This window comes from Arthrobacter sp. 'calajunan' (genome assembly GCF_046940185.1).
Classification (GTDB): Bacteria; Actinomycetota; Actinomycetes; order Actinomycetales; family Micrococcaceae; genus Glutamicibacter; species Glutamicibacter soli.
Genome location: NZ_JBKZDY010000006.1, coordinates 99,973 through 120,824, shown reverse-complemented (window position 1 = coordinate 120,824; position 20,852 = coordinate 99,973). Strand labels below are relative to the sequence as shown.

Below are 20,852 nucleotides of genomic sequence, written 5' to 3'. Positions count from 1 at the left end.
ACGGTCGACCAACCGTCGGTAGCAAAGCCTTACACCCACGTTACGACTGGCGTCCAGTGTTCCTGGCGCCGTGCCCCTGATTAGCAATCACCTCGCTGCCATCCAATCCCGGTGGCAACACCCCCCGGACTATTGGATATGCAGGGGCAAGACACCATGCCGGGATTGGCCGGCCGACAGCTCCCATCATCCTCGGGTGAGGGAGCTATCAACAAGGTAACGGGTCTGCTGAGATTGTCGAAGAGCATGTCCTTATTCAGGATGCGAACGAAGAAATTTATGGAACTGTTGCAGCACCCTGGGCTGTAGACAGTGCTGGACGCCCAGTTCGGACTACTTATGAGATCAGAGACAATCTCGTAGTCCAGAAGGTCGAACACAGTTCAGATAATACTTACCCGGTGATTGCTGACCCTCTATTCAAACCCTGACAGACAGGGGGCCCGGTCCCGGGCTTAGTACTGGTATCAGCCGTTATTCAAATGGACTGTACTCTTGCGCTGTCTCGGACCCGGCTGTGGCTGGTTGGTCGTGAGCACCTGGCGCGAGCCAGCCCTGGCATTCCTGCTTTGGAGGCGATCCTGTTAGCTCTTCAGGGCAGCCGCCGGTGCCTCAGGTCGGCCTACAGCCGATAATAGGTGACGGGTTGGTCCGGTGATGCCGGCTCCGCGGCGGGTTGTCTGTATCCCGACGGGTCCATGGAGCGCGGGCGGACGCGGACTCCGGTGGTAGATAAGGAAGTGCCCTCTTGCCCCCGATCGGCCTTGCCCTGCATGCTTTTGGTGTCCGGCCGGCACGGGGCGTCAGGTGATGGCCTCTGCCGTGTCGAATCGGGTGCGGTTGTCCTGGATCTCGTTGTGGTGGGTTCCGGCCCAGTCGATCAGAGTGGTGATGGCGATGAGCAGGGTGGTGCCCAGATCAGTCAGTGCATACACCACCCGTGGGGGCACCTCGGGATAGGCGGTTCTGGTGAGGAGACCGTCACGCCGCAGCTGGTGGAGGGTGTGGGTGAGCATTCGCTGGGAGAGACCCGGGATGGAGTGAAGCAAGTCGGTGTAGCGCAGGGGCCCGCCCTGAAGCGAACTGACCACGAGCACGGCCCACTTGTTGCCCGCCCGCTCGATGATCTGCCGGATGGTTTCCCCGTGTTCCGCCGGCCAGCGGGAACACGGCCCGGACAGTGCCCCAGCCTGCCGGATGCTCGGGTCGGATTCCATGGCGCACCTGCCCTTCCTGTTACGCACACGCGTGTGCCTTTTGTATCGAATTCAATACTGTCCCATTATGGAGTTACGCACCATGTGTAAGAAACCGGTTTAGGGCCATCCGACCAAGGCACTTGAAAAGAATGGCCATCTTCGTTTTCAATCATTTGGCCGAGACCGACAGGACCTGCACGGTCGAGACCATCACCCCGGGCCGTCACGTTTGACGTTCGGCTTCGCACGCACCCAACAGCGGAAGGTTCAGCCGATGCGGCAGAAACGACCGCCCACACCCAAACCATAGGAAGGCCATGTTCATGCGCGCCGCAACAGTTTCCCACTTCGGTGGACCCGAGGCAGTCGAGATCACAGAGGTCCCGGTACCTGTACCGGGACCCGGGCAGGTGAGGATCAAGGTCAGCGCGGCTGCGCTGAATCCGGTGGACGCTGCCATGCGTTCGGGGGTCTTCGGCGGTGAGGGGGAACGGATCGGCCTCGGCTGGGATGTTGCCGGCACGATTGATGCCGTGGGGGCCGGGGTCAACTGGCCTGTCGGGGACCGGGTCATAGGCCTGGCCACGGGCCACAATGAGCCGCTGGGCACACATGCCGATTACGTCGTGCTTGACGCAGAAGCCATCGCCCCGGCCCCTGCCTCCCTCGACGATGTCCATGCCGCGGCGCTGCCCCTGAACGCGCTGTCCGCAGCGCAGGCCCTGGGCCTGCTGGCGGTGCGGCCGGGGCAAAGCCTGCTCGTCACGGGAGCGGCCGGCGGGGTCGGGGGGCACACAGTGGAGTTGGCCCACCGACAGGGCCTGGAGGTCACCGCGCTGGCCTCCGCCGGCGACATACCGTTCCTCGTCTCTCGCGGCGCCAACCACTTCCTGACCCGCGGGGCGAACCTTGCACCTGCCGGCTTCGACGGTGTGCTCGACGCCGCAGGCCTGGGGAACGAGGCGATCGCCGCAGTCCAGGACGGTGGCTCCTACGTCGGCTTGTGGCCGGGACAGGAACCGGATTCGGAACGCGGCGTCCGTGTCGATGCGCTCGACGTGCGGGCCGACGGCGCCCAGCTCGCCGAGCTTTCCCGCCTCGCCGACCAAGGTGAAATTAGGGCCCGCGTCGCACAGACCTACCCGCTCGATGAGGTAACGGCAGCCCACGCCAGGTTGGCTGAAGGTAGCCTGCGCGGACGGCTCGTCCTCATCCCCTGACTCAGGAGGCCGATGCCCATCCCCACCACCACGGCGAGCAACCCGGGGCCCGGGACATCCATGGACCCCAACGAACGAATTGGTGGATACGCGGGCGTAGCCGATCAGTTTAGTCATCGGTCCTTCAAGAAGTGTCTCGCAACTAATGGTGCAGACATGATTTTACGCCATTGGTTGCGATACATAGTTGTGAGAATTTTGGACCGTTGAGATTCTGTGGATTTTTTGCCAGGGAGTGGCGTGCGGTGAGACGTCTTGCAACCTATAGATTGCAAGACATCTCACCGGACGGGTAGTTCGGCAGGCCCTCTGCGCTCCTCGTACCAATAAGTAACAATGAGGTGGCGAATGGCCCCATGCTGACAGCATGGGTTAGTAAAAATCCTCCCAATTTACCATGGTGCCGAGACCGGGAATACGGCGATGTTGCCCAACCCATTCTTCATTGGGTACGAATCCGTGAACATCCAGAATATGGGCTACTCCATCATGTAGGTTTTCAAGCATTGACTCGATCCCAGTGGCTTGCTCTTCCGGAAAAGCAGAAAGATCTGGTGTCACTCGCGCGGCCATTGCTGCAACGGGATCGTGAAGCACCCAATCGGGGCCCTCCTGATGTCCAACCATCAGGAGTGAGGCACGATTGACCACTGGTTCCTCACCAAAACCGTCACTACGATTTCGTTCCCTCATAGTCTCGCTTTTCCACCGCACAAAAGTCTCGACCCACCTCGGCTCCGACGGATCTTGCATCAATCGCTGAATTCGCTGAGTAAACTTGCCGCGGCGACGCAGGCCCTCTTCACCGCAAATCGCCAGAGCCGTGCGAGGATACTTGCTATTACGTGCCGCTACTAGATCGGCTCCATGACGTTCTAGATCGATGAGCGATTCATAGGCAAGCTCTGCCTCACGGATTCCCGGTTCATGACCGGCATGAATCGTGCGGTTCCGAACTCGTGCAATGTTATCTCGCCATGCTTGAGTCGGACCGCTTTGGGTGGGATTCCATATTCCGTGCAAGCGAGGCACATATTCGGTTTTGAGTCGCTTTATGGTCCCAGTTCGAGGATCAGCGAATGTCTCTCCTGCATCTTCTGGGCGTATCCCCTCTTCCCACATCATGTGCAGCAAAAGCTCGTCCAGATAAACTTCTGCCGCGCTAGCAGATGATAGAAGCGATGAACGGTAGTCACCACGACGGCGCAGACTAACTAATGCGTCATGACGCAATCGATGGTAGCTTGCGAACGCAGCATGATCACGATCTATAGCGATGTGAAGCATCTGTTCTTGTTGGTCCGTCAGCGGCTCTGGGGTAGCGGCTTGCTCTAAACCGTTTGTATGCAGGTGGTAGAGGCTCAAGTTTCTTTCATGGTTTTCCTCTGCGTCAGGCGAAAAAGTTTCAAACGGTATGATCATCGGCAGTACTTCCCGAGCTGCGAAAGTCATGGGCCACTGAGACACTAATGAGTAAGAAGCTTGCACTCGTCTTATCTGGCGTATGACGGTGTCAAAGGCGCTACTAATGGAATCAGAATCGAATTCGACTCCCGTGGCGTTGCTGACGGCTGCCCGTATGATACTGATGCGTCGAGTAAGGGCTTCAGAGTGGCTTCCTGGCTTCTTTACGGAGACGCTCTCACCAGTCGGCTTTTGTTCCAATTTCGCCATTTGAAATGCGGCAAGCTCCCCGGGAGATTGGTCCCAGGAAACATCGACCTGTTGGACCAAGAAGGTTATGTCATATTCATGGGCAGGAGGCGCTTTTGACGAATCAGGAGTTCCATTCAATAAGTGCGCCTGTGGCTTGCTCGTAGCAAAATGCAACTCCATGCCATCCGCTAGGCCTATAGGGTCCGGCAATGGCACCCACCAGCAGAGAGCAGGCCTAGGTTTGGCTTCACCATTGGCATCGACAGGAAAGGGGAAAGCGTTGATCGTCATGCTTCGATATTACGGAGACTCATCAAGAGAGCACGCATAGGGTATGACTATTATCCATGAAGGGACATGATGAATCGGGGCACACTACTAGCTGGTGGAAGCAAGCCTGGCGAGAAGGACGAAATTTTTTGGCTTTGCTATGGCCCAAAACAGGTCGAGAGCATGGTTACTTCTGGACTCTCGCCATCCCTCTTGTAACGATTTTTATCCTTTGGCGCTGGAGCATAGCTCCCATGGCGACAGTCTGGGGCGATGTTGGGACCTGGGTGGCAGGCCTTGCAACCCTGGGGGGCTTGATTTACGCTAGCTTGTCCTTGCAAGGGCAGACTAAGCAACGCGAAGCTGAGGCCCTGAGGCATATCGAGGACGAACAGAACCGTAGACTTGCGCACGCACGCGAAGTTGCAGTGAGCTCCCGATGGACTGAAGACAAATCGAAGCCTACACGCATGCGAGTAGAGCTAGAGCTAATCAATGCGTCTCCATACCCGATTGATGGAGTAGTTCTCCTGATCCCTTCGGGAGGTATGGAGACGGAAGATTATCACAATATAGAAATGGTCATCGGCACTGTTTTGCCCGGAGAGCGGATTCCTGAAAAATCTGACTGGGTCGATAATGCCGATATTCCGTTCTCACTATTAATCGACTGTGTGCAGGTAAGATTCACGGATGCATGGGGAACCCACTGGCTAAGAGGCCCAGGGCATCTTAAGGAAATGTCAGAACCCGCAAGGACCTGTTAGGGCTAAGGCCAACGTCATCCGCCAAGAAACATTAGTATTCCAAACTTTACATAATCAAAATTATGGGCTCTTAAACTACGGGAGTTTCAGTAGCTGCGGGAACTCCCGTGTCTCGGGGAATGGGAGGCTTCTGAACGCTAGGCCCGCCCCTTCTTCAAGTAGCTCCAAGATCGGTATACTCACGAACATTGATGTCTGGCATGAATGAGCAACGATTGGGGCGACATGACCGAGGGAAAGAGCCCGAAGCTGACACTGGTTGGATCGGTAGCCCTGGGAACAGGGGTAATGATCGGTGCGGGGATCTTTGCCCTGGTAGGTCAGGTAGCGGAAATTGCCGGCGGGTATCTACCGTGGGCGTTTCTCGCTGGGGCAATAGTAGTGGGGTTCAGTGCGTACTCGTACATCCGCTATTCAGCCACAAATCCATCCTCGGGTGGTATTGCGATGCTTCTAAAAGCTGCTTACGGTCCTGGTGTTATCGCTGGTTCATTTTCGCTTTTTATGTATGTTTCTATGGTTCTGGCAGAAAGCTTACTGGGACGCACGTTCGGCACATATTTTTTACGTCTGTTTGGGATGCAGGATTCAGCAGTGTGGGTACCTGTACTTGCCGTAGTAGCAATCGCTTCGGCGGCAGCGGTGAATCTTTTCGGGAACCGCTGGGTTGAGAGATCCGCAACTATCACCGCTGCAGTCAAAATATTGGGTATCGCCCTACTTGCAGTCGCGGGAATTATTGCGGCAGGCTCTTCAGCTCTTGGTCAGTTGTTGACTACGTCCCAGGAATCTTCTCTGGCGATGGGGTGGCTAGGGGTACCAGCTGGGACAGCATTGTGCATTTTGGCGTACAAGGGTTTCACCACGATCACTAACCAAGGTGCGGATCTACGTGACCCTAAACGTAATATTGCCCGGTCGATTATCATCGCTATCAGTTTATGCACGGTGCTCTACTTATTGATTACCGTGGCGGTCACCAGCAGCCTCAGTGTTCAGGAAATTACTGAGGCTAGAGATTACGCTCTTGCCGAAGCTTCTGAACCCCTGTTTGGTCACTGGGGAGTTTTGATCACGGTAGTTATCGCCGTCGTGGCAACTTTATCTGGGCTCATCGCTAGCCTCTTTTCCGTGTCTCGCCTTTACGACATGCTCCGTGAGATGGGGCAGGCTCCAGGGCTTCCATTCGGCAAAAACCATCAGTCCCTGATCCTCACGGCGTTACTGGCCATCGTGATGGCCGCGTTCTTCGATCTGTCACAGATCGCGTCTCTGGGGGCGATTTTGTATCTGAGTATGGATATTGCCATCCACTGGGGCATTATTCGTCATCTAAAGGATGAGGTAAACGCTAAGATCTGGATTCCTGGCGTGGCTATCATTCTGGATTTGATTGTTTTAGTGCCCTTTGCCTTGGTGAAACTCCAGACTAACCTGCTGACGATTGTTGTGACGGCAGCAGTAGCGGGGGCAATCATCGCTCTGCAATGGATAGCAGTACGTCGACGCCAGAACGCCCCTACCGAGAAATCTTCCAAACGCGACGACTAAAATACGGGAGGAAACTCGATAGTACCGAGCGGCATGCTTGCCTGGCACTACGGATAGAAAGCCCTCAATGCGCTATTACACCGCGGCTATCCAGTTGGCCAGTAAGGAACTCGAATGGTTTATAGTCCTCGCGCTACCGCTGCCCCAGCTGCAAGCCACGCGCGCTGCGTGGTTGGGCGTAAAGCTTCGTAGCGTAGCAGCCCGTCAACCATGGCCGGATCAAACGGAATCGTTGCCACGTCACGGGCGAGGGTCTTGTAGCCGTCGGCCACTCGATTCACATCAGCTACGGTCGCCTTGGAATCTGCCTGGGTCACTACGGCTACGGCGTTCTGCGCCAAGGCGCGGGCTTTGTTGTTTTGCTGAGCGAGTGCTTCGAGCAGCAGTGCGCCGGCTTCGGCATGATCATCGCGGGTCGTGGTGGCCATGACGAGCTGGTCGGTGTGGTCGATCATGCGTCGCCACATGGGATCTGATTCGTCATTGCCGGAGTCGATGAAGATCAGCCGGTAGTACTTTGAGGCTACGCGGTGGATTGCGTCCACGTCCTCGGCGTCGACGCGTTGGGCGCTGGCCAGTTCCATGGGTTTGGAGCGCAGCACGTCGAACCGGTCGCGGTTCTGGTGGTGGACGAAGTGGTCAAGGTCGGCGGATTGTGCCCTGGTGCCTAAGAGTTTTTCGGATTCGGGCAGCAACTCTAACAAGGTCGCTTCGTGTGGGCCTTGTTCGGTGCGCCACCCGAGGGCGCCTCGGGTTTGGTTGTTATCCCAGGCCAGCACTCCGGCACCGCCGTAGCGGGCGAAGATTGCACTGAGTAGAACTGTGGTCGGGGTCTTTCCTGCCCCGCCTTTACCGTTCACAATGGCGATGGTGCGTGGCCCTGGCCAGTGCTGGCTCACGGCCTGTACGTCGGCGCTCCCGGCGCGTTCGTCCTCGCCGGGAGCCATGCGTAGGCCCAGGCGGGTCATGGTGCCGCGCCAGCCCTTGGTGGCGGGTTCTTCGATTTGTTCTTGGGTGAGGAAGCTTTGGCGGGCTTCGCGGCGGGTCGCTGGAGCCTTCTCCTGGACTGCTGCCGCCTGGTCTTGGGTTTTGGCCGCGAACGGGTTAGGCTGCTGAACCTTGGTTGCGGGGGCTGGGGCGACTGGGGCCGGTGGGGTGGCTTTCGCCTGCTGGTCAGCTGGCGCGGGTTGCATTGCTGGTTCCTCCGGTCCGGGCGTACCTTCTGCTGCGGCTGATTCCTTAGGCACAGGCGCGGATGGGGTTTTGTCGGCGGCAGGTGCGGCCAGCGACGAAAACTGACCGCCTTGAGACTTCCCAAAAACCGTCCGCTGGTGTCTACGAGAAGCGACGTTTCGGTCCCCAGTATCGGGACATGTAGAAAGTAGAAGACCGCAGGTGAAGAGTCATTCTTCACCAGCGGTCTTCACATTCCCATAAACGACCGTATCTGACCCGGTTTATTCACTAATTGATCTCTAGGCGGTACCCCATGCCCGGGGAGGTCAGCAGGTGCACCGGGTTCGCCGGGTCGGCCTCGATCTTGCGGCGCAGCTGGGAAATGTATAGCCGCAGGTAGCCGGTGTCCGCGACGTGCTCCGAACCCCAGATCTCGGTGAGCAGCATCTGCCTGGTGACCAGCTTGCCCTCGTTGCGCGCGAGGATTTCCAGTACCTTCCATTCGGTGGGGGTCATGCGGATTTCAGCGCCGTGTTCGTCCAGCACCCGCTTGCTGCTCAGGTCCACGACGACCTTGCCCAGGCGCAGCACTGCCTGGGTTTCCACCGCGCCGTGCCTCCGGCCCAGGGCCCGCAGCCGGGCGAGCAGCTCGTCGATGTCGAAGGGCTTGGTCAGGTAGTCGTCCGCCCCGGCATCCAGCGCCTGCACCTTGTCCACCGCGTCGGTGCGCCCGGAAACCACCAGGATCGGCGCCCGGCTCCAGCCGCGGATGCCGGCGATCAGCTCCAGCCCGGTCAGCCCCGGCATACCCAGGTCGATCACGTACAGGTCCGGACGGTGCTCGATGGCCAGGTTCAGCGCGTCGGCCCCGTTGGCCGCGCCGAGCGCCTGGTAGCCGCGGGCGCGCAGGATCACGTGCAGCGCCCGCAGGATCTGCGGGTCGTCGTCCGCAATCAAAATCTTCATCAGCCGTCCTTCTGCGTGGCGGAAACCAACAGGTCAACCACCATGGTCAGCCCGCCGCCGGGGGTGTCTTCAGCGTACAGCGCCCCGCCCATGCCTTCGATGAATCCCTTGGCCACCGCCAGCCCGAGCCCCAGCCCTGTCTGGTTGTCGGTGTCGCCCAAGCGCTGGAAGGGCAGGAACATGGTCTTCTTGCGGCCCTCGTCCACCCCGGGCCCGCTGTCAGCGACGCGGATCTGCACGGTATCCCCCAGCGCGCTGCTGCCCACCAGCACCGGCTTGCCGGCATTGAAGCGCAGCGCATTGGCCAGCACGTTCACCAGCGCGCGCTGCAGCAGCACCGGGTCGGCGTCCACTGCCGGCAGGTCCGCGTCCAGGTCCAGCTGGATCTGCGCCGGGCCGGCGCCCAGCTCGTCCAGCGAGGCCAGGATGACCTCGTCCACGTAGATCCGCTGAGGATGCACTGCCAGCGCTCCGGCCTGCAGCCGGGACACATCCAGCAGGTCGGTCACCAGCTCGGCCAGCGCATGCAGGGACTGGTCGGCGGTGCTGAGCAGCTCGCCGCGGTCCTCCTCGGAGAACTGGATGTCGGTGGCCTTCAGGCTGCCCACCGCGGCCATCGCGGCGGCCAGCGGGCGGCGCAGGTCGTGGCTGACCGCCGAGAGCAGGGCCGAGCGCACCCGGTCGGTTTCGGCCAGCGGCTCCAGCTGGCTGGCGGTGTCCTCTAGTGCGCGTAGTTCGCGCAGCGCCGCGAGCTGCGCGGTGACCACCTGAAGCAGCCGTCGCCCGGTGTTCGGCACCGATCCGTACAGTTCCAATACCGCGGCGTCGTCCACGCTCAGAACTTGGTCCGGGGCGCCGTCGGCGGCGCCCACGAGATCGATTTCGCGGCCCGCGTCCACCAGCCGCGCGGCCTTGAGGCCGAAGGCCTCGCGGGTGCGCTCGAGCAGGGCGTGCTGCGCGTCCTGGCCGCGCAGCACGTTGCCTGCCACGGCCTGCAGCATTTGCGATTCGCTGGCCGAGCGGCGCGCGTTGCGGGTCTGCCGGGCGGCCAGGTCCACCACGTAGGATGTGATCAGCCCGGTGAGCACATAAAGCCCTAGGGTCAGCACGTGCACCGGCTCATAAACTGTGACGGTGTACAGCGGCTCGATGAAAAAGAAGTTCAGGCTGACCCCGGAGCCGATCGCGGTGCACAGCGCCGGCCACTTGCCGCCGGCGACCGCGGCCAGGGTGACCAGCAGCTGGTAGCCCAGGGCGGCCGCGCTGAGCGTGTCGGTGCTGAAGAATGCGGTCAGCAGCATGGTCAGCAGCGGCCCTCCGACCAGCGCCACCGCGAAACCCAGCAGCCGGCGGCGCAGCGACAGCGGCGGGCCGGGCCGCGGCAGCACCCGGTGGCCGTGGGCCGCGGCGTGGCTGACGATGTGCACGTCGATGTCCCCGGCGGCGCGGATGATGCCGGCGCCCATGCCCTCGCCGGTGAACAGCGCCTGCAGCCGGCTGCGCCGGGATTGGCCGATGACCACCTGGCTGGCGTTGACCTCCCGGGCGAATTCCAGCAGCGCCGCGGGGATGTCCTCCCCCACGACCTGGTGGTAGCTGCCGCCCAGCGACTCGGCGAGCAGGCGCTGGGCGCCGAGCTCGTGCGGGTCGCTGCGCCGCAGCCCGTCCTGGGTGCTCACATGCACCACGATCAGCGTGCCTCCGGCGGAGCGGGCGGCGATGCGTGCGCCGCGGCGGATCAGCGCTTGGCCCTCGGGTCCGCCGGAGAGCGAGACCAGCACGTTCTCGCGCGCCTGCCAGGAGCTGTCGATGCCGTGCAGCCGCCGGTAGTCAAGCAGCGCGTGGTCCACCTCGTCGGCCATCCACAGCAGGGTCAGCTCGCGCAGCGCCGTCAGGTTGCCCAGCCGGAAGTAGTTGGACATGGCCGCGTCGATGCGCTCGGCCGGGTAGACCGAGCCCTCGGCCAGCCGGCCGCGCAGCGCCTGCGGGGCCAGGTCCACCACCTCGATCTCGTCGGCCGCGCGCAGCACCGCATCGGGCAGGGTCTCGCGCTGGCTGACCCCGGTGATCTTCTCGATCACGTCGTTCAGCGAATCCACGTGCTGGATGTTCACCGTGCTCAGCACGTCGATCCCCGCCTCCAGCAGCCGCTGCACGTCCTGGTAGCGCTTGGCGTTGCGGCAGCCGGCCGGGTTCGAATGGGCCAGCTCGTCCACCAGCGCCACCTCGGGGCGGCGGGCCAGCACCGCGTCGGTGTCCATTTCCGTGAGCGTCATCCCGCGGTGCTCGACCTCTTGGCGCTCGACGATTTCCAGCCCGCCCAGCATGCGCTCGGTCTCGGTGCGGCCGTGGGTTTCTGCCAGCGCCACCACCACGTCCCGGCCCTCCGCCGCCAGCCGGTGCCCCTCGCGGAACATGGCGTAGCTCTTGCCCACCCCGGGGGCCGCCCCTAGGAACACCTTCAATCGGCCGGCAGCGCCCACGCGGCTACTCCTTGATCGCATCCAGCTGGAGATTCAGCTCCAGCACATTCACCCTGCCCGCGCCCAGGAACCCCGCATCCGGGCCCTTGGTCAGGCTGTGCACCAATTCTTGCACCTGCGCCGGGTTCAGCGCGCGCGCCGCCGCCACCCGGTTGACCTGCAGCTGCGCGTAGTCAGGGCTGATGTCCGGGTCCAGCCCGGAGAAGGAGGCGGTCACCGCGTCGGCCGGGACCTGCGCCGCGGGCACGCCGTTGAATTGCGCGATCTGCGCGCGGCGCTCGGTGATCTGCTTGGTCAGCTCCGGGTCGTTCGGACCGAGGTTGCTGCCGCCGGAGGCCAGCGCGTCGAAGTCCCCGGCCGAGGACCGCGGCTGGAAGTAGCGCGGGTCCGGGGAGCCGTCGGGCTTCAGGTACGCCTGGCCGATCAGGGCCGAGCCCACCGTTTGCCCGTGGTGCTCCAGCAGCGAACCGTTGGCCTGCGCCGGGAACACCACCTGTCCGGCGGCCGTCACCACCAGCGGGTAGGCGACACCCAGCAGCGCCACCAGCAGCGCCGTGGCGCGCGCCGCGGTCCACAACTGGCGCAGGATCGAGGTTGAAAGCTTCATGTCGTTCTCCTTCGTTGAAGTGCTAGAGGCCCGGCAGCCAGGAGATCAGCAGGTCGATCAGCTTGATCCCGATGAACGGGGCGATCACCCCGCCCAGGCCGTAGATCCACAGGTTGCGGGTGAGCATGCGCGAGGGGCTCATCGGCCGGTAGCGCACCCCGCGCAGAGCCAGCGGGATCAGCCCGATGATCACCAGCGCGTTGAAGATCACCGCAGAGAGGATGGCCGAGGAGGCCGAGTGCAGGCCCATGATGTTCAGCGCGCCCAGCCCCGGGTAGAACACCGTGAACATCGCCGGGATGATCGCGAAGTACTTGGCCAGGTCGTTGGCGATGGAGAACGTGGTCAGCGCCCCGCGGGTGATCAGCAGCTGCTTGCCGATGCGCACCACGTCGATCAGCTTGGTGGGGTCCGAATCCAGGTCCACCATGTTGCCCGCCTCCTTGGCCGCCGCGGTGCCGGAGTTCATCGCCAGCCCGACGTCCGCCTGGGCCAGCGCCGGTGCGTCGTTCGTGCCGTCGCCGGTCATCGCCACCAGGTGGCCGCCGTCCTGCTCGCGGCGGATCAGCGCCAGCTTCTCCTCCGGGGTGGCTTCGGCCAGGAAGTCGTCGACGCCTGCCTTGCGGGCGATCGCCGCCGCGGTGAGCGGATTGTCGCCGGTGACCATCACGGTGCGGATGCCCATGGCGCGCAGCTGCTCGAAGCGCTCAACCAGCCCGTCCTTGATGACGTCCTCCAGCGCGATCATCCCGAGCATGCGCGCGGGCTGCCCGGGACGGGAGTCGGCCAGCAGCAGCGGGGTGGCCCCGGCCGAGGCGATGGAGGAGACCGCGTCGCGCCAGAACTGCGCGTCGGCATCCTGCGGGTTGTACCCCTGCCCGACCGCCCAGGCCTCGACGGCGCTGGCAGCACCCTTGCGGATCTGCGTGCCGTCGGCCAAATCCAGTCCAGACATGCGGGTCTGCGCGGTGAACGGGACCACCAGCGCACGTTCGTCGGGCTGCGCGGCAACACCGCAGCGGGCGGCCAGCTCGATCACGGACTTGCCCTCCGGGGTCGGGTCGCCCTGCGAGGCGCGGACGGCCGCCAGCAGGACCTCCTGCTCCTCGAGGCCGGGCAGCGCGGTGACCTGGGTGGCCATGCGGTTGCCGTAGGTAATGGTGCCGGTCTTGTCCAGCAACAGCGTGCTCACGTCCCCGGCGGCCTCCACAGCGCGCCCGGAAGTGGCCAGCACATTGCGCTGTACCAGCCGGTCCATGCCGGCGATGCCGATCGCCGAGAGCAGCGCCCCGATGGTGGTCGGGATCAGGCAGACCAGCAGCGCGACGAGCACCGGGATGGACACCGTGTGCCCGTTGGCCGAAGCGATCGGGTTCAGCGTCAGCACCACCAGCAGGAACACGATGCCCAGGCCGGTCAGCAGCAGGTTCAGCGCGATCTCGTTGGGGGTTTTCTGCCGGTTGGCGCCCTCGACCAGCGCGATCATGCGGTCCACGAAGCTGGCCCCGGGCCGCGTGGTGATGCGCACCAGGATCTCATCGGAAAGCACCCGGGTGCCGCCGGTGACGGCACTGTGGTCGGTGCCCGCCTCGCGCAGCACCGGGGCGGATTCGCCGGTGATGGCCGATTCGTCCACCGTGGCGATGCCGTGGATGATCTCGCCGTCGCCAGGGATCAGTTCCCCGGCGCGCACGCGCACCACCTGCCCGATGGCCAGCTGCTGGCTGCCCACGCGGTCCACGCGCGCGTGCACAGCGCCAGGGTCTCCGGCTTCGTCGTAGTCCTGCACCACCTCGGCCAGGGTGTCGCGGCGGGTGGCCTTCAGCGATTCGGCCTGCGCCTTGCCGCGCCCCTCGGCCATCGCGTCGGCGAAGTTCGCGAAGATCACCGTGGCCCACAGCCAGGCGGCCAGCGCCCAGGTCAGCGGCGCCAGCTGCGCCTGCTCGGCGCCCAGCCAGCCGCTGGCGGCGGCCATGCCGGTGAGCAGCACCGCGCCGAGCAACACGATGAACATCACCGGGTTGCGCCACATCAGCCTCGGGTCCAGCTTGCGCACCGCGAGCTTCAGCGCGGACGCGATGGCGCGGGCGGAGAAGCTGGACGCGCTGCCCGGTTCGGGGTACGGCGCGTGCGGCCGCTCGGGCGCATCCGGCACGCGGTCGACGGTTGAATGGTGGATGCTCATTTTTCTAGCCCAGCCCTTCGGCGAGTGGTCCCAGTGCGAGGACCGGGAAATAGGTGAGGACAGTGGTCAGCAAGCCCGCGCCGAGCAGCAGCCCGACGAACTGCGGGCGGTGCGTGGGCAGCATGCTGCCGTGCTCGGCGGCCGGTGCGCTGGTAGCCAGCGATCCGGCCAGGGCCAGCACCAGCACGATCGGCGCGAAACGCCCGATCAGCATGGCCAGGCCCAGCACGGTGTTCAGCCACGGGGTGTCGGCGGACAGGCCTGCGAAGGCCGAGCCGTTGTTGTTCGCGGCGGAGGTGAACGCGTAGATCAGCTCCGACAGGCCGTGCGGCCCGTTGTTCGCGCGCGAGTCCAGCACGGAGTCGCGCGCGCCGGGGATAGCCAGCGAGACTGCCAGACCGCCGAGGATCAGCGCCGGGGTCACCAGGATGTACAGAGCGACCAGCTTGATCTGCGTCGGCCCGATCTTCTTGCCGAACAGCTGCGCGGTGCGCCCGATCAGCAGGCTGCCGATGAACACCGCGAGGATCGCGATGACCAGCATGCCGTAGAGCCCGGAACCCACGCCGCCCGGGGCGATCTCCCCGAGCATCATGTTCAGCATCGGCAGCATGCCGCCCAGCGCGGTGAAGGAATCGTGCGCCGCGTTGACCGCGCCGGTGGAGGTGCCCGTCGAGGTGGTGGCGAACAGCACGGTGCCCGGGATGCCGAAGCGCACCTCCTTGCCCTCCATGGCCGCACCGGCCGCGGCGGTGGCGGTGCCCGCCGTGGAGTGCTCGGCCAGGGCCAGCAGCACGAAGCTCACGGTGAACAGCGCGCCCATGGCCGCCAGCACCGCGTAGCCCTGCTTGGCGCTGCCCAGCATCGTGCCCAGCGTGCGCGGCAGGCTGAACGGGATCAGCAGCATCAGCACGATTTCGGCGAAGTTCGTGATCGGGCTCGGGTTCTCGAAGGGGTGCGCGGAGTTCGCGTTGAAGAACCCGCCGCCGTTGGTGCCCAGCAGCTTGATCGCTTCCTGGGAGGCAACCGGCCCGCCCGGGATCGACTGCAGCTGCCCGGTCAGGGTGTGCACCGCCAGCGGGTCGTTGAAGTTCTGGATGACCCCGCCTGCCAGCAGCCCCAGCGCCGCCACGAAGGCCAGCGGGAGCAGCAGGCGGAAGATGCTGCGGGTCAGATCGACCCAGAAGTTGCCCAGGGTGCCGGTCGCCTTGGCGGTGAACCCGCGGATCAGCGCGACGGCGATGCACAGGCCCACCGCGGCGGAGGCGAAGTTCTGCACTGCCAGGCCTGCCATCTGCGCCGTGTAGCCCAGGGCGCTTTCCCCGGAGTACGCCTGCCAGTTGGTGTTGGTGACGAAGGAGGCGGCGGTATTGAAGGCCAGCGCCGGGTCCATCGGCTCCATGCCCAGCGAGGCTGGCAGGAACTGCTGCAGCCTCAGCAGCGCGTAGAGCACCAGCAGCCCGATGAGCGAAAAGCCCACCACCGCGCGCAGGTAGGAGCGCCAAGTCTGGACCGCATCGGGGTTGACCCCGATCACGCGGTAGACCGCCCGCTCCGCCCGCAGGTGGCGCCCGCTGGTATACACGTGCGCCATATAGTCGCCCAGGGGCTTGTGCAGCACCCCCAGCACCAGCACGAGCGCGGCGAACTGCGCCGCAGCAGAAAAAGCGCCCATCAGAATTCCTCCGGGTGGGCCAGCACGTACAGCAGATAGACGATGCAGGCGATGCCCAGGGTGCTGGTGGCAATCAGCACGAAGGTCATAGCTTGCCCACCACCTTAGCGAACAGCGCGAAGGCTGCGAAGGCCGCGACACCCACGGCCAGGTACACGAGATCAAGCACGGGATTCTCCTCGGGACGCGCCGCCGGCCGCGGTTCGGCCGGTGATCCACAGCGGGTCCATCGACTACGGTGGCACTCCGCGCGCTCGAAATCATCGATCCTAACGGAACCCATACATCCATCAATAAAAATCCATACACGGCTAAGGCGCGCGCCGTGTCACTCGTCCCACACACAATCGTTTTTGGTGTTCCATCTATGCCAGCTACATGGCGTCTCCGATGGCGCAAGTGTTCTACTGTCATCATCGTGAGCTTGTGCAGAATATCTTTGTTGTCTTATCAATCTCTTTCCGCGAGGAGGCCGCTCTTTCCGCGAGGAGGCCGGCATGGCATTTATCGGTGCGACCGTGTTTCTTGGAACAGGTAGGCTCGATGGGATGAGCAACCTAATCCCTTTTGATGTTGATAAGTGGTCTCGTCGTGAGCATTTCCATCACTATCGCCAGGTAGTGCCTTGTACGTATTCGATGTGCGTTGAACTTGATGCAACAGATTTTGTCGAGGAGCTAAGGAAGACTTCCTGGAAGACATATATTGCGCAGATCTGGGCTATCGCAACGATTGTCAATAGGCATCATGAGTTCAGAATGGCTCTTACAGAGGACGGTCAACTTGGTGTGTGGGGAGAAGTGCATCCTTCCTTCACAATCTTTAATCGTGTGCAAGAAACGTTCTCAAGTGTGTGGGTTCCCTACGACACTGATTTTTCTTTGTTTCACGCAGCCGCAGCTTCGGCCATTCGCGAATACAGTGGCGGAACCACTCTCTTCCCGCAGGGGTCGCCGCCGTCGAATTTGTTTGATGTATCGAGTATCCCGTGGGCATCCTTTACGGGTTTTAACCTCAATGTTGTAGGTGTGACCGATCATTTCGCTCCGATTTTTACTCTCGGAAGATACATTGAAAAGCATGGCCAAACCATCCTCCCTTTGGCCGTTCAAGTTCATCATGCCGTTGTCGATGGATTTCACGTTGCGCGGTTGGTTGACGAGTTGCAAGCCTTGATCCGGGATTCCAGATGGTTGCATTAGCTGGTAGACAGGCCTTGTTGGCTTGATGAGCGCTGGCGGGTTCGGGTAGCAGGCGTGTGCCTCTAACGGCCAATTGATGTGTCATGAACGATCATTTCTTGAAACTGTAGCTTCCCTGCTTAGGTATGTTTCGTGTTTTGTATCAGGAGGCGGATGAAGGCATTATTCGTTGATGCGCTCACTGGATAATTTCCCGGTCTATGGTTTCTGGGTGTCGGAGCGTTTTTGGTCGGGATGATGTGCTTCGTTGTGTTCTTTCGGGGTGGTCCAGTCTAGGGCTGCGACGAGATCTTCGGCGTCGGGGAGTGCTTGTTGTTCCGTGGCGGGCAGTGTTTCGTAGGTGTAGGTGGAGACTGCCATGGGGGTGTTGGATTGGTTCAGTGCGTAGCGTACGGTGTGGTCGTTGCGGCTTCCGCAGATGAGGATACCGACGGTGGGTGCGTGTGCGGGTCTGCGTAGTTTGTCGTCTACTAGGGCGATGTAGAACTGGAGTTTTCCGGCATATTCGGGTTGGAACTTGCCGGTTTTGAGTTCGACAACGACGTAGCGGAGTTGTTCGACGTGGAAGAAGAGCAGGTCCAGGTAGAAATCGTCACCGTCGACGTCGAAGTGGACTTGGCGTCCGACAAAGGCGAATCCTGGGCCAAGTTCTTGGAGGGTTTCTACGATGCGGTCCATGAGCGCTTGTTCTAGGTCTCGTTCGGCTACTTCGCCGGTGAGGCCGAGAAATTCGAGCGCGTAGGGGTCCTTGGCCATTTGTTGGACGAGTTCTGAATCTGGTGAGGAGAGGTGCTGTCCGAAGTTGGATGGTGCGGCGCCGGTGCGTTCCAAGGTTTTGTTCATGATCATGTTCATGAGCACGTTGCGGGACCATCCGTGCTGTACTGCTTCGGCGGCGTACCATTCTCGTGCGTTGGGGCTGAGTTTTTTGTCGAGTAGGACTCGGATGTGGCCCCAGGGTAAATGTCCCACAGGCTGTGGGACTTTTGGATCCCATTGTGGCCAGGCGGCGGCGAAGGATCGCATGTAGTGCAGGTTGCTGCGGGAGAAGCCGGTCATTTCGGGGAATTCTCGGTGCAGGTCTTCGGCTAGGCGGGTGATGACTGCGCTGCCCCATCCTTGGCGTTCTTGTTCTTCGAGGATGCGGTGGCCGATGTTCCAGTACAGATCTACTAGGGCAGTGTTGAGTACTCGTTTGGCTTCTACCTGCGCGGTAGTGACTCGGGTTTTGAGGTCTGCGAGAAACTGGGCGTAGCCATCTGGTATCAATGCATCTTTCGAGGACATGAACCTCAGTTTATCGGTCAGCTGTGTTGATCCTTTGTGATGTTGTGATGCTTTTGCCTCAGGTGTAGTCAGAGCTAGGGGTCCTTGTCTTGCCTTGGGTGCAAGACTGAGATGCGGTCAGGTAACTGTTGGATCTGGCGCGGTGTGGTTAGGCCAGGCGGGGTGGCTGGGTTTGGGCAGGAAGCTGGCGTCCGCTGGCGCGGCCGGCTGTGGACCGGCCTGGCGGCCGTTCTTTTCCGGTTTTTGCTGCTGTCCTTCGGAGTGTACGGGCCATCTCCAAACCCACAAGCCGCTCGCTGCGCTTCGGGCGTGCTTCACCCAGAAATTTTTGGGCCGCGCTCCAAAGTCGCTTGTTTCGGCCCAAAATTTTCGTGGGTTGCGCACCCCTGGTGGGTTGATGGGTTTTCCGGATGGCCCCGCTTCATTGCATTTCGCCAGCAGGCAAAAACAACCGGGGGAGGAGTTCGGTGGGTGGCTGGCAACCTGCCCCTCCTGCGTGAAGCGAAAGGTAAAACCTGTGCAGACAACTACTAAGGACACCGGCGAAACTGTGATTGTTCCCGCGACTGTTGAGCGTGATGTGTATGGCCAGGGGTATGACTGGATTCAGTCGTTGGAGGGTAGCGGTTGGTACGAGGTTCCAGGGTGGGGCCGCGATGGTTGGGACTTGGGATCTTGGCCATATATTATCTTCGCTGCCGCCGTAGCGAGTGATGAAAAGGGGCAGCTGTTCGGGTATTGCACCTATGTGGAAGGTGATGTGGCCGCGCGCTGGTATCGCAGTTGCGAGGCCCGAAACCTGGCGATCAGCAGGGAAGCGTTCTGGTACTGGGCGAGCGGTCAGTCAGATGGTCCAGAGGCTTTGGAGGGGATGGATCCGCAGGATTTCAGGCAGATTGATGGATTGTGTGAACCGTATCTTCCGGACTATGGCAAGTAGTTCGATGGATGGCCCTGAACGCTCGCGCGTTCAGGGCCATCGTTGATTTTGTGGCGTGCAAATGAGTCTTGAGTTGAAGGCCCTAGCACCCGGTACTGTTGGCTTCGACGGAGGGGGTATAGGCATTAGGGGAGGCCGGTAGGCAGCGCTGAATTTCTGTGCCATTGCGCGCAATTATGGAGGCCGCGCACGGGCCACGATCCCCCATCGCAGGTGAACTCGGGTACCACAGCTTGTGGCTTGTGTGCGGGCGCTCGTTTGGTTCCTGCTGTCCACGTGGGTGCAGGAAAAGCAGCGGAGCGGATTGGGCTTTTGCTGTGCACAGGTGGACAGGAGGCGGGACACGCAACCACGGTCGAAAAGAAAGGGCTGGTACTCACCGTGAGGTGAGTGCCAGCCCATTCTTTGGTTGGTTGGAAAGTACCGGAATGTCGTCGTTACTTGATGCCGAATTCTGCTTGTTCGGCGAACTTCGTTGCCAGGTTTTGGTACTTGTCCCGGAACTGTTTTTCGGTGCCGTCTTGGCGTGCGGTAACAGTGATCCAACTGTCATTGATGAAGAAGTAGCAAGCCAAGATATCTTCGTAGGCATCCCGCGGCTCGCAAAGGTCGCCGATGAGTTCTTGCATCTGGTTGCCGAACTGATCTATCTCGTTGTTCCTGATCAGCATGATGTTAACAACGCCGAGGGCTACAGAAATGAGATGTGCATCGAATTATTCCTGTTTTTGGACAGGGTCAGGTTTCCGAAACCTCTCTTGAACTGACCCTTTGAATGGGAAACGTGCCGTTGTTTGCATGGCTGGGCCATCGAGCAAAAAAAATTTTTCAGAGAAATCCAATCCGTACTGCCTATGGCGTCGAATGCCTCATGACAAACCAAACCCGTGGTTTGGAAACCGACTGACCCCTCGTGGGTCACCAGGCAAGGAGAACGACATGAAAAGCATGCAGCGCAAGACGGTTGGACTGCTCTCGATTGCCGCGTTGGCCGCATTCGGACTGAGTGCCTGCTCGATGGACAACGCCTCCGAATCCGCTCCAAGCAGTGAGGCCTCGGCATCGAGCATGGCGCCAAGCAGCTCAATGCCGGAAGAGACTGAGATGTCGAGCGAGTCCGCGATGGATCCAGCAGCTAACCTGGTCGGCCCAGGATGTGCCGCATACGCTGAAGCAGTGCCCGAGGGCGATGGCTCAGTCGCCGGCATGGCTAAAGACCCGGTAGCCGTTGCCGCATCCAATAACCCCTTGCTGACTACTCTGACCAAGGCTGTCTCAGGAGAACTCAACAAGGACGTTGACCTCGTCGATACCCTCAACGGCGATGAATTCACGGTCTTCGCCCCAGTAGACGATGCATTCAAGGCTATTCCGGAAAAGGATCTGAAGGCTGTCACCGAAGATGCTGACATGCTCACCAAGGTGCTGACTTACCACGTGGTGCCCGGGCAGATGACCCCCGATGAACTCTCCGGCGACCTGAAAACTGTGGAAGGCGACACGGTCAAGGTCAGCGGCAGCGGCGATGATCTGATGGTCAACGACGCCAAGGTCATCTGCGGCGGAGTCCAGACTGCCAACGCAACCGTTTACCTCGTGGATTCGGTGCTGATGCCGCCAGCAAAGAAGTAACACAGGACCACCCTTTGAAGAAGCCAGGGAATGAGC

At 61.5% G+C, this 20,852-nt stretch carries 16 protein-coding genes; 6 read left to right on the top strand and 10 right to left on the bottom strand.

All coding sequences use genetic code 11. The features are described from left to right. Positions 1-803 precede the first annotated feature (803 nt). Positions 804-1,217 carry a winged helix-turn-helix transcriptional regulator gene (locus RF641_RS11270; protein WP_161449055.1) on the bottom strand — a complete coding sequence of 138 codons (414 nt, stop codon included), beginning with the start codon at positions 1,215-1,217 and terminating at the stop codon, positions 804-806. Positions 1,218-1,522: 305 nt separating this feature from the next. On the opposite strand from RF641_RS11270, the gene RF641_RS11265 reads away from it, so the two are divergent. Continuing rightward, a complete protein-coding gene (locus tag RF641_RS11265; protein WP_161449058.1) occupies positions 1,523-2,419 on the top strand; it encodes an NADP-dependent oxidoreductase in 897 nt (298 codons plus the stop codon). A 372-nt stretch (positions 2,420-2,791) separates the two neighbouring features. Here the strand turns inward: RF641_RS11265 and RF641_RS11260 are convergent, their stop codons facing one another. Further along, positions 2,792-4,366, bottom strand: a complete 1,575-nt coding sequence (locus tag RF641_RS11260) for a hypothetical protein (RefSeq protein ID WP_161449060.1) — start codon at positions 4,364-4,366, stop codon at positions 2,792-2,794. 56 nt (positions 4,367-4,422) lie between these two features. Between RF641_RS11260 and RF641_RS11255 the strand changes: the two genes are divergently transcribed. Next, entirely contained in the window at positions 4,423-5,112 is a 690-nt protein-coding gene (locus tag RF641_RS11255; protein WP_161449062.1) for a hypothetical protein, read from the top strand. Positions 5,113-5,316: 204 nt separating this feature from the next. Then, positions 5,317-6,663 carry an APC family permease gene (locus tag RF641_RS11250; protein ID WP_237562315.1) on the top strand — a complete coding sequence of 449 codons (1,347 nt, stop codon included), beginning with the start codon at positions 5,317-5,319 and terminating at the stop codon, positions 6,661-6,663. A gap of 119 nt (positions 6,664-6,782) precedes the next feature. Here RF641_RS11250 and RF641_RS11245 read toward each other — a convergent pair whose 3' ends face one another. From RF641_RS11245 to kdpA, 6 genes are all read right to left on the bottom strand, one after another. Further along, positions 6,783-7,856: an AAA family ATPase gene (locus RF641_RS11245; protein WP_424573193.1), complete on the bottom strand. Its 1,074-nt coding sequence runs from the start codon at positions 7,854-7,856 to the stop codon at positions 6,783-6,785. Between the two features lie 271 nt (positions 7,857-8,127). After that, positions 8,128-8,805 (bottom strand): response regulator transcription factor, encoded by a 678-nt coding sequence (locus RF641_RS11240; protein ID WP_047117820.1) that lies wholly within the window; start codon positions 8,803-8,805, stop codon positions 8,128-8,130. Continuing rightward, entirely contained in the window at positions 8,805-11,309 is a 2,505-nt protein-coding gene (locus RF641_RS11235; protein WP_047117819.1) for a DUF4118 domain-containing protein, read from the bottom strand. The genes RF641_RS11240 and RF641_RS11235 overlap by 1 nt, the downstream gene beginning before the upstream one ends. After that, positions 11,293-11,895, bottom strand: a complete 603-nt coding sequence (gene kdpC, locus RF641_RS11230; protein WP_161449064.1) for a potassium-transporting ATPase subunit KdpC — start codon at positions 11,893-11,895, stop codon at positions 11,293-11,295. The genes RF641_RS11235 and kdpC overlap by 17 nt, the downstream gene beginning before the upstream one ends. Positions 11,896-11,917: 22 nt before the next feature. Further along, positions 11,918-14,080, bottom strand: a complete 2,163-nt coding sequence (gene kdpB / locus RF641_RS11225) for a potassium-transporting ATPase subunit KdpB (protein WP_161449066.1) — start codon at positions 14,078-14,080, stop codon at positions 11,918-11,920. Positions 14,081-14,084: 4 nt separating this feature from the next. Further along, positions 14,085-15,755, bottom strand: a complete 1,671-nt coding sequence (kdpA, locus tag RF641_RS11220) for a potassium-transporting ATPase subunit KdpA (protein WP_161449068.1) — start codon at positions 15,753-15,755, stop codon at positions 14,085-14,087. Positions 15,756-16,252: 497 nt separating this feature from the next. On the opposite strand from kdpA, the gene catA reads away from it, so the two are divergent. Next, a complete protein-coding gene (catA, locus tag RF641_RS11215; protein WP_235359867.1) occupies positions 16,253-16,957 on the top strand; it encodes a type A chloramphenicol O-acetyltransferase in 705 nt (234 codons plus the stop codon). A 198-nt stretch (positions 16,958-17,155) separates the two neighbouring features. On the opposite strand, the gene RF641_RS11210 is transcribed toward catA, so the two are convergent. After that, positions 17,156-18,244: a PDDEXK nuclease domain-containing protein gene (locus RF641_RS11210; RefSeq protein ID WP_424573192.1), complete on the bottom strand. Its 1,089-nt coding sequence runs from the start codon at positions 18,242-18,244 to the stop codon at positions 17,156-17,158. 517 nt (positions 18,245-18,761) lie between these two features. Here RF641_RS11210 and RF641_RS11205 point away from each other — a divergent pair. Continuing rightward, positions 18,762-19,184: a hypothetical protein gene (locus RF641_RS11205; RefSeq protein ID WP_424573191.1), complete on the top strand. Its 423-nt coding sequence runs from the start codon at positions 18,762-18,764 to the stop codon at positions 19,182-19,184. A gap of 437 nt (positions 19,185-19,621) precedes the next feature. On the opposite strand, the gene RF641_RS11200 is transcribed toward RF641_RS11205, so the two are convergent. Further along, on the bottom strand, positions 19,622-19,855 hold the full coding sequence (locus RF641_RS11200; RefSeq protein ID WP_161449074.1) for a hypothetical protein: 234 nt from the start codon (positions 19,853-19,855) through the stop codon (positions 19,622-19,624). Positions 19,856-20,123: 268 nt separating this feature from the next. Between RF641_RS11200 and RF641_RS11195 the strand changes: the two genes are divergently transcribed. Further along, complete coding sequence (locus RF641_RS11195) at positions 20,124-20,816, top strand: fasciclin domain-containing protein (RefSeq protein ID WP_022876894.1); 693 nt, start codon at positions 20,124-20,126, stop codon at positions 20,814-20,816. Positions 20,817-20,852 lie beyond the last annotated feature (36 nt).